At 59.8% G+C, this 13,615-nt stretch carries 12 protein-coding genes; all 12 read left to right on the forward strand.

Annotated features, from left to right (window positions below; translation table 11 throughout):
• Nucleotides 1-60: 60 nt before the first annotated feature.
• Nucleotides 61-954, forward strand: coding sequence for an exosortase B (xrtB, locus tag ACL9RI_RS23255; protein ID WP_422728853.1), 894 nt, complete (start codon nt 61-63; stop codon nt 952-954).
• The gene (gene epsI / locus ACL9RI_RS23260; protein ID WP_422728854.1) at nt 947-1,660 is read left to right on the forward strand and encodes an exosortase-associated protein EpsI, B-type; all 714 of its coding nucleotides are present in this window, start codon (nt 947-949) and stop codon (nt 1,658-1,660) included. Before xrtB ends, epsI begins: the two co-directional genes overlap by 8 nt.
• A gap of 43 nt (nt 1,661-1,703) precedes the next feature.
• A complete protein-coding gene (locus ACL9RI_RS23265) occupies nt 1,704-2,990 on the forward strand; it encodes a polysaccharide polymerase (RefSeq protein WP_422728855.1) in 1,287 nt (428 codons plus the stop codon).
• Entirely contained in the window at nt 2,980-4,107 is a 1,128-nt protein-coding gene (locus tag ACL9RI_RS23270) for a glycosyltransferase family 4 protein (RefSeq protein ID WP_422728856.1), read from the forward strand. Before ACL9RI_RS23265 ends, ACL9RI_RS23270 begins: the two co-directional genes overlap by 11 nt.
• 179 nt (nt 4,108-4,286) lie before the next feature.
• A complete protein-coding gene (locus ACL9RI_RS23275; protein WP_422728857.1) occupies nt 4,287-5,354 on the forward strand; it encodes an acyltransferase family protein in 1,068 nt (355 codons plus the stop codon).
• A 134-nt stretch (nt 5,355-5,488) separates the two neighbouring features.
• Nucleotides 5,489-6,622: a glycosyltransferase gene (locus tag ACL9RI_RS23280; RefSeq protein WP_422728858.1), complete on the forward strand. Its 1,134-nt coding sequence runs from the start codon at nt 5,489-5,491 to the stop codon at nt 6,620-6,622.
• A 13-nt stretch (nt 6,623-6,635) separates the two neighbouring features.
• Nucleotides 6,636-8,117, forward strand: coding sequence for a lipopolysaccharide biosynthesis protein (locus ACL9RI_RS23285; RefSeq protein WP_422728859.1), 1,482 nt, complete (start codon nt 6,636-6,638; stop codon nt 8,115-8,117).
• Between the two features lie 18 nt (nt 8,118-8,135).
• Nucleotides 8,136-8,861, forward strand: a complete 726-nt coding sequence (locus tag ACL9RI_RS23290) for a WecB/TagA/CpsF family glycosyltransferase (protein WP_422728860.1) — start codon at nt 8,136-8,138, stop codon at nt 8,859-8,861.
• A gap of 146 nt (nt 8,862-9,007) precedes the next feature.
• A complete protein-coding gene (locus ACL9RI_RS23295) occupies nt 9,008-10,153 on the forward strand; it encodes a sugar phosphate nucleotidyltransferase (RefSeq protein ID WP_422728861.1) in 1,146 nt (381 codons plus the stop codon).
• 16 nt (nt 10,154-10,169) lie between these two features.
• On the forward strand, nt 10,170-11,588 hold the full coding sequence (locus ACL9RI_RS23300; protein ID WP_422728862.1) for a mannose-1-phosphate guanylyltransferase/mannose-6-phosphate isomerase: 1,419 nt from the start codon (nt 10,170-10,172) through the stop codon (nt 11,586-11,588).
• 240 nt (nt 11,589-11,828) lie between these two features.
• Nucleotides 11,829-12,419 carry an FxDxF family PEP-CTERM protein gene (locus ACL9RI_RS23305; protein WP_422728863.1) on the forward strand — a complete coding sequence of 197 codons (591 nt, stop codon included), beginning with the start codon at nt 11,829-11,831 and terminating at the stop codon, nt 12,417-12,419.
• 174 nt (nt 12,420-12,593) lie between these two features.
• Nucleotides 12,594-13,613, forward strand: coding sequence for a TIGR03790 family protein (locus ACL9RI_RS23310; protein ID WP_422728864.1), 1,020 nt, complete (start codon nt 12,594-12,596; stop codon nt 13,611-13,613).
• Nucleotides 13,614-13,615: the final 2 nt, after the last annotated feature.

Here is a 13,615-nt window from a genome sequence, read left to right on the forward strand (position 1 = left end):
ATCCGGCGTTTTTTGATCGATGCCGATGCTTTTTATACGACAGTCATTCATGGGGTAGTGATGCAAACCTCTTCCTTAAGCTCCCGCGACACCGTGACGCCGTGGTGGAAATCCGCCATTCCCGAATGGGGCCCGGTCGTGATCGGTTTGCTGGCCTTGTACATCCCCTCGTTTTATGACCTGGCCACGGGTTTGTGGATGAGCGAGGAGCAGGCGCATGGTCCTATCATCCTGATCCTGTCGACCTGGCTGCTGTACCGCAAATGGCCGGAAATGATGGCCCGCACCGAGGGCCAGCCTTCGTCGAAGGCGGGTTGGCTGGTGGCCGCAGTGGGCCTGGTCATGTATGTACTGGGCCGCTCGCAGCAGTTCTCGATTTTTGAAATCGGCTCCTACATCGTCTTGCTGGCCGCCGTGCTGCTGGTCAAGCGCGGCACCCTGGCCTTGCGCATCCTGTGGTTCCCCCTGTTTTTCATGCTGTTCATGATTCCCTTGCCCGGCATCCTGGTGGCGATGCTGACCATGCCGATGAAGACGGCCGTCTCGTATGTGACGGAACACGTGCTGTTTTTCTTCGGTTATCCGATCGCCCGCAGCGGCGTGATTTTGCAGATGGGCCAATATCAGTTGATGGTAGCCGATGCCTGCGCCGGTTTGCATACGCTGTTCACGCTGGAAGCACTGGGTTTGTTCTACCTCAATCTGGTGCGCCATACCTCGGCCTTGCGCAACGGCGTGCTGGCCGTGCTGATCGTGCCGATTTCCTTTACGGCCAACGTGATCCGCGTGATGACCCTGACCCTGATTACCTATTATTTTGGCGACGCGGCAGGGCAGGGCTTCCTGCATGGCTTTGCCGGCATGGTGCTGTTCATTTCCGCCTTGCTGCTGATCCTGGGCGTCGATTGGCTGCTGCAGTCCTACGTGCAGCGGCGGGAGAAAAAACATGCTTGATACCCTGCAAGGCGCGCAGCGCAAGGCGCTGTTCGCCAGTGTGCTGCTCGGTGCGCTGATGGTCTCGACTTCCATCCTGACCAAGGTGGTGACGCCCACGGTCAAGATGTCCGAAGGCAAGCCTGCGCTGGACCTGGCGGCGCTGGTGCCGGCCCAGTTTGGCGACTGGCATGAAGAGCGCGACGCGGCCGCCGCCGTGGTCAACCCGGAAACCGAGGCCGCGCTGGCGAAGATTTACACGCAAACCCTGGCCCGCACCTATGTCAACGGGGCGGGCGAGCGCGTCTTGCTGTCGGTGGCGTATGGCGATGACCAGCGCGGCGAAGCGACGCAGGCGCACCGGCCGGAGATTTGTTATACGGCGCAAGGTTTTGCCATCACCAGCAATGACGTGGGCGTCTTGAAGGCGGCCCAGCGCAATATTCCCGTGCGCCGCCTGGTGGCTGTCAATGGCGCCCGCAATGAACCGATCACCTATTGGGTCACTGTCGGCGACCGCGCCACCTTGCCGGGCGTGGGCCGCAAGCTGCTGCAGCTGTTTTACGGCCTGGGCGGCAAGGTGCCCGATGGTTTGCTGTTCCGCGTCTCGACCATCCAGCCCGACAAGACGGCCGCGTATGCGCTGCAGGATGCATTCGTCAATGCCTTGTTTGCGGACATCGGCAAGGCGCCGACGGAAAAGCTGGCCGGCAAGTTCGACGACTGACCGCCGTTCACTGCAGTTCATATTACTCACCGATGACACCAGCATGACTCTTTACGCCCGCCCAACACCCGCCAGCCTGCACGACGCCGGCGAGGAGAGCGACAAGCGCCGCTTGTTGCTGGCGATCCTGATCGCCGCCACCGTCTACCAGGCCGTGCTGTGCTTTGTGCACACGCATTTCTTCAAGGCTTCGACGGCGCTGGTGGCGTTTTCCGAGCTGTGCATCTACGTCGCCTGCGGCGTGCTGCTGTTCCGCCGCATCGAATTGTCCTTCGTGGCGATCCTGACCCTGATCGCTTCGTATCTGCTGCTGCTGGCCTTGCTGCGCAGTTCGCTCGACCCCAAGGGTTTCCGCGACATCATCATCCTGGTGCTGTTTTATTTTCTTGGGCGTAATTTTGGCGATGAGAAATTTGCCGACCGCCTGTTAAAAATCATCATTTACCTGGTACTGGCGGTGGGCTTTTTCGAGCTCTTGTTTGTCGATGTGTATTCCAGGCTGTTCAATGTGTATTCGTATTATCTGGCGCAAGGCAATATCACCACCAGCACCAACTGGGCCGAAGGCAGTACCCTGGCGCTGAACGGCATCCGGCCGGCCGGCATCGGCCGCACCATCCTGCCTTTCCTGCTGGGCAGCCACCGCGTCTCGTCGGTGTTCCTGGAACCCGTTTCCCTCGGCAACTTCGCCGTGATCGTGGCCGCATGGGGCTTGTCCAAGGGCCGCGATCAATTGCGCTCGATGGCTTTTTTCCTGGTCGCCTCCGCCATCATGATTACCCTGGCCGATTCGCGTTATGGCCTGGTCACCGTGGGCCTGATGGTGCTGGTGCGCCTGGTGATTTCCGGCCGCGGCAACCGCATGGTGATGATCCTGCCGTTTATCTGCGCCGTCATCCTGATCCTGTTTGGCCTGTACTACGATGGACGCTATAGCGACAACATTCCTGGCCGCCTGTATTCGAGCGGCATCACCATGGTGCGTTTCGGCACGGCGGAAATTTTTGGCCTGGCCGGCTACAACATCAACTTTGGCGACATGGGCTATTCCATCGTCCTGACGCGCTTTGGGCTGTTTGGCTGCGTGGTGCTGTGGATCGGCTTGTGGATGATCAAGATGCGCGACGAGCATGGCGAGCGCTTCCGTACCTACATCGTTATCTATATGTCGCTGATCCTGTGCATCAGCGGCACCTCCTTGTTCGCGCTGAAGTCGGCGGGCGTCCTCTGGTTCCTGCTTGGCTGCTACGCCGTGCGCGACAAGAAGTGGCTGACTTCCCCTTTGCGCTCTGCCCAGCCTGCTGCCGGAAAAGTCCATTATGCCGATTAAAGTTGCACACGTTGTTCGCCAGTACTATCCATCGATCGGTGGCATGGAAGATGTTGTGCAGAATATTGCGCATTATCAAGCCCGCTGCCACGGCCACATTCCGACCATCATCACGCTCAACCGCGTGTTCGTGAACCCGGCCGACATCCTGCCGGCCGACGAGGTGGTCAATGGCGTGCGCGTGATCCGGATTCCCTACAAGGGTTCGACCCGCTATCCGCTGTCGCCTGGCGTGCTGCGCCTGCTGGGCGACTATGACGTGGTGCACGTGCATGGGGTCGACTTTGCGTATGACTACCTGGCCGCCACCAAGTGGCTGCACCGGCGTCCGCTGGTGGCGTCCACCCATGGCGGTTTTTTCCACACCAGTTTTGCCTCGCGCCTGAAAACCATCTTTTTCAACACCGTCACGCGCGCCACTTCGCGCGCCTATGCGCGGGTGGTGGGCACCAGCGATAACGATGGCAATCTGTTCGGCAAGATCATCAAGGCGCCGCGCCTGACAGTGATTGAAAACGGCGTGAACGTGGAGAAATACCGTAACAAGGGATCGGCCACCCGGACGCCGTGCATCATGTATTTCGGCCGCTGGTCGTCCAACAAGGGTTTAAAGGAAACGCTGGAACTGTTCGCCGCGCTGGCCAAGGACCATCCCGAATGGCGCCTGGTGATTGCCGGCCGTGAATATGACCTTAGCCGCGCCGACCTGGAAGCCCTGGCGCGCGAAAAGGGAATCGCCGAACGCATCACCATCGCCGCCAATCCCAGCGATGCGCAGCTGGCCGAACTGATGTCGCAGTCCAGCTACTATATCTGCCTGTCGCGCCATGAAGGCTTCGGCATTGCCGCCATCGAAGCCATGAGCGCCGGCCTGACGCCCGTGTTGAGCGATATCCCGCCATTCCGCAATCTGCTGGAGAAAGCGCGGCTGGGCATCTTGCATACGGGCGACCTGGCGCAGACGGTGGACAAGATCGCCGCCGCGCATGCCCAAGACCAGGCCGCCTATGCGGCGCGGCGCGTGCAATTGCAGGATTTTTCCGAGCAGTACAGCTGGAATCACATCGGCGGGCGTTATGTGGATATCTATGAGGAATTGCTGCGCAAGCAGCGCTAAGACGGTTTTTCTGTTGTAGACATGACGTAAGGATGAACGGTTTGGTCCTGCATGTCCTATTGTGCAGACAATAAATATTAATCTAATTATAATAATGCTCAGCAGCGGTGGTTTGATGCACCGGATGCAAGAGCAGCCGAGACGGCTATGTTTTTTCCTTCATAACCGGTGAAATCTCAGTGAACAAGAAAATCGATTCAATCTCGGGCCTGGCGGGCTTTGCCGCCCTGATGGTGATTTACGCCCACATGGGAAGCGAAGGGTTCCTGAACCTGTCGCACCACTTCCACAACCTGGGCGTGATGATTTTTTTTGTCCTCAGCGGCTTCCTGCTGTCCTACCTGTATCTCGACAAGAAGTTCTGTGTCGAAGACGTGACCGCCTATAGCCTGGCCCGTTTTACGCGTATCGCCCCCGCGTATCTGTTTACGATCCTGGCGTCCTTCATCATTTTCACTTTTTTCGACCCGCATTTCGTGTACCAGATCAGTACGCATAACCTGCTGCGCCATCTATTGTTTATTGGCAATGAATCGGTCTTTTGGACGATCGGCCCGCAAGTGCAGTTCTATGTCCTGTTCCTGGTGCTGTGGAGCGCCACGGCCCACTATGTCTCGAACAAGAATGCCTTGCCGCTGATCTTCATCGTTTTCGTGGTCGTGCTCCTGATCATGATGCGCCGCAGTTTGCCGGGCACTTTTGTCGGCTCCAACCTGCATTACTTTGCGTTCGGCGCGCTGGCCGGGGTGGTGCGCAAGAAGATGCATAGCCAGTTTCGCTATCCTGAGTTGATCAATGTCATCCATGTGGCCTTGCTGCTGATTTTCCTGGCCGTCGAATGCGGTTTTATCCAGATCAGCGCGCGCATGATCCATGAAAACCTGAGCACCCTGGTGATGGCGATGCTGGTGTCGTTCTTTGTTTTCGTGTTTTCCTTCGACTCGCTCAGTGCGCGCTTGCTGTTCGGCAATCCCTTGCTCAGGCTGATGGGGAGCCTGAGCTTTTCGCTGTACCTGCTGCACATGCCGGTGCTGTACTGGGTCAAGAAAATGTATCCCGACGACATCACCCATCCGGTCGTGATCGCGCTCACCTTCGCGCTGATCATTGCACTGGCGACCTTGTACTTTTATACGGTCGAGCGCTATTGCACCTTGGCCGTGAAAGCGCTCAGCAAGAAGTACGGCAGGCTGATCGAGCGCATGTTCATGCACCTGGGCGTCAAGCACAAGGCGGCCGCTGGCTGAGGCCGGGCCAGCCATTTTCCATTCTCATTCTTATTCTTAATTCTCTTTACTGATCGAGCGCTGACTTGAAAATTTTGCTTGTATGTGCCGCCTTTCCCCCGCGCGGCAAAGGGGGCGGGCCGGAAGGATCGTTCATGATCGCCAGCGGCCTGCTGTCCCAGGGACATGACGTGCGTGTCGTCACCGTGGGCGACGCTGCCGGCGTGGAACAGTACAAGGGCGTGGAAGTGCATATCATGCGCTCGCCGAACGTGTACTGGGATTACTTCTTTACCAAACGCTCTGCGGCGCTGAAGATGGTGTGGCACGTGCTGGAAAACTTCAATCCGCGCGCGTACTGGCGCTTGCGTCCGCACCTCAAGGCGTTCCAGCCGGACGTGGTGATGACGGTCAGCATAGAAAACACCAATGTGGCGACCTGGTTGCTGGCGCGCATGCACAAGGTGCCAGTGGTGCATGTGATCCAGAGTTATTTCCTGGCCTGCTGGCGCGGCGGCCTGTTCAAGAACGGCAGCAATTGCGCGGGCCAGTGCGGCAGTTGCAAGGTTTTGTCGGTCGGCAAGAAACCGCTGTCGCAACTGGTCGACGGGGTGTTTGGCGAAACCCGTTTCGTGGTCGACCAGCATCTGCAACTCGGTTATTTCAAGCAAGCCACCTCGGCCGTGATTCCCGGTCCCGTATTCCCCATTGCAGGCCGGGTGCCAAAGGCGCGCGACGGCAAGCTGGTGGTCGGTTACATGGGCGTGCTGGCGCCGCACAAGGGTGTCGATGTGCTGGCGGACGCGGCGCGGCTGATGGGCCCTAGCAGCAATGTGCGTTTCCTGATCGGCGGCACCGGCGAAGACGAAGCCTATGTGGCCAGCCTGCGCGAGAAATTCGGTGATGCCGACGTGGAATTCATGGGCTGGGTCAAGCCCGATGATGTCTATCCGCTGTTCGACGTGCTGGTAGTGCCGTCGAAGTGGAAAGAGCCGTTTGGCCGCATCGTGGTCGAGGCGCTGGCGTATGGCGTGCCGGTGATTTGCGCGCGCTCGGGCGGGATCGCTGAAAGCATCCGTGAAAACGAAAACGGCTACACCTTTGCCTCGGGCCAGCACGATGAATTGATCACCTTGCTGCGCGACGTGCTGGAACCGGACGAACCGGCGCGCATGCGCCTGGCGGAAAATGCGCTACAGCATTCGCACCGCTTCGATATCGGCTCCATCGCTGCGCGCATCAGCGATTTCGTGACGGCCACCGTGGCCGGCTACAAGGCGCGCCGGTGAGCGGGGTAGCAGCATGAGCAATCAAAAAAACGGCGGCATGGCCTCGGGCTCGTTCTGGGCCGTGCTCGACAACCTGGCCCAGCAAGGCTTGTCCTTCATCATCTTTGCCATCCTGGCGCGGCTGCTCAATCCGGCTGAATTCGGCTTGCTGACCATCGCCCACCTGTTCATCCTGTTTTCGCGCCTGGTGGTGCTCGATGCACTGGCGATGCCCGTGATCCGCGCCCAAGATCCCGACGACAACGCGTATTCCGCCCTGTTCTGGCGCTGCACGGCGGCCGGCCTGCTGCTGTGTGCCTGCATGTTCCTCAGTGCCGGACTGGTTTCATCGCTGTTCCAGGCGCCATCGCTGGCGCCCGTGCTGCAAGGCATGAGTTTGTCGATCCTGTTTTTCGGCATGGTGCGCTCGTACGAGGCGCGGCTGGTGCGGCAAATGAAATTCAAGCAGCTGGCCATCCGTTCCACCTTGTCCGTGATGCTGGGCGGAATCGTCGGTATCGCGCTGGCCTACCGTGGCTGGGGCGCCATGTCGCTGGTGGTGCAGCAGGTGATGGCGTCCGGGCTGGCGCTGCTGCTGGTGGTGCTGCAAAGCGGCTGGCTGCCCAGCCTGGCCTGGCACGCGCGGCCAGGCCGCTACTGGCATGACGTGCGCCAGGTCAGCGTGTCGGGCGTGCTGTCGTTTGCCAACAGCAATGGCGACTCCTTGCTGGTGAGTCTCTTTTTGGGGCCATATGCCACCGGCCTGTACAACCTGGCCAAGCGCTTGACCTCGGCCGTGTATCTGGTGATCACGGCCTCGCTGCTGCGCGTGTCCTTGCCCGTGTTCGCGGCCGCCATCGGCAAGCCGGAGCAGTTGCGCCAGGCGTATCTGCAATTGCTGGCCATGATGCTGTTCCTGATGCTGCCGATGCTGCTGTTCCAGGCCGCGCTGGCCGAGCCGCTGGTGGTGACCGTGTTTGGACAGAAATGGTTGCCGGCCTGCAGCACCATCGCCGCCCTGGCCCTGCTGTATTGCCTGTCTTCCGTGTCGGAACTGAACAATTATGTGCTGTTTGCGCTGGGACATAGCCGCTGGCCGCCGCTGCTGGGCATCCTGCAGCTGAGCCTGGCCGTGCTGCTGGCGGCCTGTTTCAGCCACTACGGCTTGCTGGCCATGAGTTTATCGTTTGCCGCCGCGTATGTGCTGATGCTGCCGTGGTCGCAACACCTGGCGCTGAAAGTCATGGACTTGCCTGTGATGCGCTTTGTCATCGCGCTGCAACCGGTGCTGGCCGGCAGTGCGGCCTTGCTGCTGGCCTTGTATGGCATGGCGCGCTGGTGGCAGGGCGGCGCCGTGACCTTGCTGGTGCTGGCCTTGCTGGCGGGCGCCGTCGCCTATTTGCTGCCGATGATCGTGCTGGGGCGGCTACGGCGCGGCACGGAGGGAAATTTTGATCCCCTGTCGCTGCTGAAGAATTTACGTCAATTGAAGCACCGCGGCGCCGCCGCGGATTGAAAAAGGCCCACAAGCACCATGGAAGCACCAGAGATTATCCGTATCAGCCAGTTTCCCGTGCTCAGCACGACAAGCGAGTGGCTGGCCCAGCATTTGCTGGGCGTGATCGCGCGCGGCGAAAAGACGGCGCTATTTTTTGCCAATACCAACTTTATCGTGAAGAACCGCTTCGTGCTCGAGCCTGATCATGTGCGCCGCTGCGTGATCGTCAACGATGGCATCGGCATGGATATCGCCGCCAAACTGTTCCACGGGCGCCGCTTCGCCGCCAATCTGAATGGCACCGATTTCACGCCTTTCCTGTTCCGGCAAAGCCCGCAGCCGCTGCGCGTCTTCATGCTCGGTGCGCAGCCCGAGGTATTGGCCAAGGCAGTGGCCTATGTGCGCACGGTACTGGGGCAGGAGGTGGTCGGGAGTTGCGATGGCCATGCGGGCATCCGCGGCGCGCACGACCTGGTACAGCAAATCAATGCAACGGGCGCCCAGGTGGTGCTGGTGGCGATGGGCAATCCGCTGCAGGAGCGCTGGATACTCGAGCACCAGGATGGCTTGACGGCCAATGTACTGGTCGGCGTGGGCGCGCTGTTCGACTTCTGGTCCGGCGGCAAGCGGCGCGCGCCTGCTTTTGTGCAGCGCATCCATATGGAATGGTTTTTCCGCCTGCTGCAAGAGCCGCGCCGCCTGCTGCGCCGCTATAGCTGGGACATCCTGGTATTCCTGCGCGCGTGTTTTAAATACCGCTGACCAGGCCGGGGAGGGGCGCACGGGCAGGGATGCTGCGGTGCGCCAAAAAAATATGAAAACAGTAATAGTGTTGCTAATTTGGTGATATTCTATTGCCTCTGCATTGCACAGCAGGGTTCGGTGTTCATTCAATATGGGAGCGTGATATGAAAGCAATGATTTTGGCCGCAGGCAAGGGCACGCGTGTGCGTCCGCTCACCTATGACTTACCCAAGCCCATGATCCCCATCCTGGGCAAGCCGGTGATGGCTTACCTGATCGAGCACCTGGCCAAGTATGGCGTGCGCGACATCATGGTCAATGTCAGTTACCTGCATGAAAAGATCGAAGAGTATTTCGGCGATGGCCATCAATATGGGGTGCAGATCGGCTATTCCTTTGAAGGCTATACGACCGATGACAGCGTGGTGGTGCCGCAGCCGATAGGTTCGGCCGGCGGCATGAAGAAGATCCAGGAGTTCGGCGGCTTTTTTGACGACACCACGATCGTGCTGTGCGGCGACGCGGTGATCAACCTGGACATCCAGTCGGCCCTGTTCGAGCATCGCCGCAAGGGCGCGCTGGCCAGCGTGATCACGCGCGAGGTGCCGTGGGACAAGGTATCGAGCTATGGCGTGGTGGTCAGCGACAAGGAGGGCCGTATCCAGGCTTTCCAGGAAAAGCCCAGCCAGGAAGCGGCCCTGTCCAACCATGTCAGCACCGGCATTTATATTTTCGAGCCCGCCGTGCTGGACCTGATACCGAAGGATGCCGTCTTCGACATCGGCGCCGACCTGTTCCCCTTGCTGGTGGAAAAGGGCTTGCCCTTCTACGCCCAATCGCGCGCCTTCAACTGGATCGATATCGGCAATATCAAGGATTATTGGGAAGTATCGCAAAGCGTCATGATGGGCGAGGTAGCCCACATGGACGTGCCTGGTGTACAGTTGAAAGACGGGATCTGGGTCGGCCTGAATACGCGCATCGACTGGGAGGGCACGCTGATTGAAGGGCCCGTGTATATCGGCTCGGGCTGCAAGATCGAGGCGGGCGCCACCATCATCGGCCCCACCTGGATCGGTCATGGCAGCCACATCTGTTCCGGCGCACAGGTGGTGCGCAGCGTGCTGTTCGAATATACGCGCGTGCTGCCGAAGATTACCCTGGAAGAAGTCATCGTCTTCAAGGAGTACAGCGTCGACCGTAACGGCGAGATGAAGCATGTGTCCGAATGCCAGACCGATGAATGGTCGAATGCGCGCGACCGCCGCAGCAAGCGCCGCAACCCCGTTGAACTTGCATTAGCGAAATAAATAAAGGATGTCCACCATGAAGATTTATCCCGTTATCCTGTCTGGCGGCGCCGGCAGCCGTCTCTGGCCCTTGTCGCGCGCGGCGCTGCCCAAACAGCTGTTGCCGCTGGTATCGAGCAAGACCATGCTGCAGGAAACGGCGCTGCGCCTGGCGGACTGGCCGGAAATGATGGCGCCGCTGCTGGTCTGCGGCGAAGAGCACCGTTTCCTGGTGGCCGAGCAGATGCGCGACATCGCGCTCGAACCGCTGGCCATCATGCTCGAATCGGTGGGCCGCAATACGGCGCCGGCGGTGGCCGCCGCCGCCTGGTACCTGCAGGCGATCGATCCGGAAGCCATCATGCTGGTGCTGCCGGCCGATCATGTGATCGAAGACCGCGCAGCTTTCCATGCGGCAATCGAACGCGCGCTGCAGCCCGCCTCGGAAGGCGCGCTGGCCACCTTCGGCATCGTGCCCACGGCGCCGGAAACGGGCTATGGCTACATCTGGCGCGGCGCGGCCATCGCCGGCAGCGACGCCTGCTACCAGGTCGAGCGCTTCGTGGAAAAACCCGATGCACAAACGGCAGCCGGTTTCCTGGCCAGCGGCGACTACTTCTGGAACAGCGGCATGTTCCTGTTCAGCGCCGCCAGCTATCTGCATGAATTGAAGCAATTCCAGCCCGCCATGGCCGACGCCACGGAAACAGCCGTGCGCCTGGCCTACCGCGACCTGGACTTTTGCCGCCTGAACGAAGCGGCCTTCGCCGCCTGTCCGGCCGACTCCATCGATTACGCCGTGATGGAGCACACCAGCCGCGCGGTGGTGGTGCCGGCCGATATCGGCTGGAGCGACGTGGGTTCCTGGTCCGCCCTGCGCGAAGTCTTGCCGCGCGATCCGGCCGGCAACGCCGTGCGCGGCGACGTCTATCTGGACAATGTCAGCAATTCGCTGGTGCGCGCCGAAAGCCGCATCGTGGCCGTGATCGGCCTCGATGACGTGGTGGTGGTAGAAACGGCCGACGCCGTGCTGGTGGCGCACAAGGACCAGGTGCAGCGGGTCAAGCAGGTGGTGGGACATCTGCAGGAAACGGGCCGTACCGAGCACTTGCAGCACACCAAGGTGTACCGTCCATGGGGCTGCTATGAAGGCATCGACCTGGGCGACCGCTTCCAGGTCAAGCGCATCACCGTCAATCCTGGCGGGAAATTGTCCCTGCAGATGCACCATCACCGCGCCGAACACTGGATCGTCGTCAGCGGCACGGCGCAGGTGACGTGCGGCGATGAAGTCAAGCTGCTGTCGGAAAACCAGTCGACCTACATTCCTATCGGCATGACGCATCGCCTGGAAAACCCCGGCCGCCTGCCGCTGCACCTGATCGAGGTACAGTCGGGCAGTTACCTGGGAGAAGACGATATCGTGCGCTACGAAGACGTCTACAAGCGGGTATAAGGACGCTCCCATCGGCATCTGAAGGAGAAATATGCTGATGGGAAATAGTATTGATGGAAACAGCTTGTGTTATCTATAGGCGTAAACTGTTGGTATGAAAAATCATCTCAATAAGTTTCCATTAAGTAACTATTTATTGTGTTTAATGTAATGCCTTGAGAGTTTTTGTGATATTATTTCGTTATGGAATTTTTATCAACGCGCGGGTGCTTCGGCATCTGCCAGCCCTCAAGGTCATCAATGAAAAACAAGATTAATGGTGTATCGGCGTTCGCTACAACGAAACAGGCCTTCCGGGCCGCTGCCATGGCCTGCGTGTTTGCCGGTGCGGCGCTGGTGTCGAACGCTGCGCTCGCTGCTGATATCAGCAAAAAGACCAGTGTCATCGAACTGACCGATGGGTCGGGCGGTTTCTTCAGTGTCTTTGGTAAAAACAATGCCAGTGGTACGTTTACGGACAACTACACCTTCAGCATCGATGCCTTGAGCAGCTTCAGCGGCATCACCACCTCGATTTCCACCAAGCCGAGCATCGACTTGCTGGAGCTGACGGGTTTCAAGCTGACTGATTCCTTCGGTAATGTTTTCAACGGTACGCGCGTGCAGTCGGGCCAGATCGACGAGTGGAATCTGTTGCTCGACAAGCTTGCGGTGGGCGTTTACACCTTGAGCGTCAGCGGCACGGTATTGACCAACGCCGCCGCCAGCTATTCGGGCACCATCAACCTGTCCGCCGTGCCGGAGCCGGAAACCTACGCCATGCTGCTGGCCGGCCTGGGCCTGGTGGGTTTTGTGGCGCGCCGCCGCAAGCTGGCCGTCAAGGCCGCCTGATACCGGCAGTGAACAGGAAAAACGGATGCTGCGGCATCCGTTTTTTTTGCGTCATAGAAATTGAGGCTTGGGGAATATTGCTTGGTGGGCAGGGGATTTCGGGTTAAATTAGCCTTGTTGCAAGCAGCCGCTTGCCCGTCATCCTCACCGGCTTTTTCATACGCTTTGAACTACGTGCTCTTTCCCCTGCTGTTCGCCGCTACCCTGGCGCCCGGCCACGCGCTGGCCCAGTTTGCCGCACCCGCCATCCCGCCCGCGCTGACCTCCGGGCAACTGGCGCTGGTGGTCAACGATGATGAACCGAACAGCGTGGCCGTTGCCGAGTATTACCGGCAGGCGCGCAATATTCCGGCCGCTAATATTGTCCATGTGCGCATTCCGAATCGTCCACGCAAGCTCAGTGCCGACGAGTTCGCCATCCTGAAAAAACAGATCGACAGCCAGCTCAAGCCGGAAATCCAGGCCGTGCTGATGGTCTGGACGGCGCCGTACGCCGTCGAGTGCAATTCCATCACCTCGGCGTTTACCGTGGGCTTCGATGCCGGCCTGTGTACACGCACCTGTGGCGCCGGCCAGCCCAGCAGCTATTTCAATGCCGCGCGCGGCTTGCCGTACGGCGATTACAAGATGCGCCTCAGCATGCTGCTGCCCACCGAATCCGTGGCCCAGGCGAAGGAGTTGATCGACCGCGGCGTCAGTGCCGGTTTCCGGGTGCAGGAAGCCAATGCCTATTATCTGATGACCAGTGAAACGGCGCGCAATAGCCGCGCGCCATTCTTTCCGCCAGCCGGGCGGCTGCCGTCGAAGAAATTGACCATCAAGCGCCTGCGTGCCGATGAACTCGAGGGCGCAGCGGACATCATGGTGTACCAGACGGGCATGGCGCGGGTCAACAAGCTCGAGACCCTGAAATTTGCGCCAGGCGCGCTGGCCGATCATTTGACTTCGTATGGCGGCGACTTGCTGGGAACGGCGCAGATGAGCAGCCTGCGCTGGCTGGAGGCGGGCGCCACGGCCAGTTATGGCAGCGTCAGCGAACCGTGCAATTACTGGCAGAAATTTCCACAGCCGGCAGTGCTGCTGCAGCGCTATCTATTGGGCGACACGGCCATCGAAGCGTACTGGAAGAGCGTGGCCTGGCCCGCGCAAGGCGTCTTTATCGGCGAACCGCTGAGCACGCCATACCGCCGCTAAGG

The organism is Janthinobacterium sp. Mn2066 (assembly GCF_049319705.1).
GTDB lineage: Bacteria > Pseudomonadota > Gammaproteobacteria > Burkholderiales > Burkholderiaceae_D > Janthinobacterium.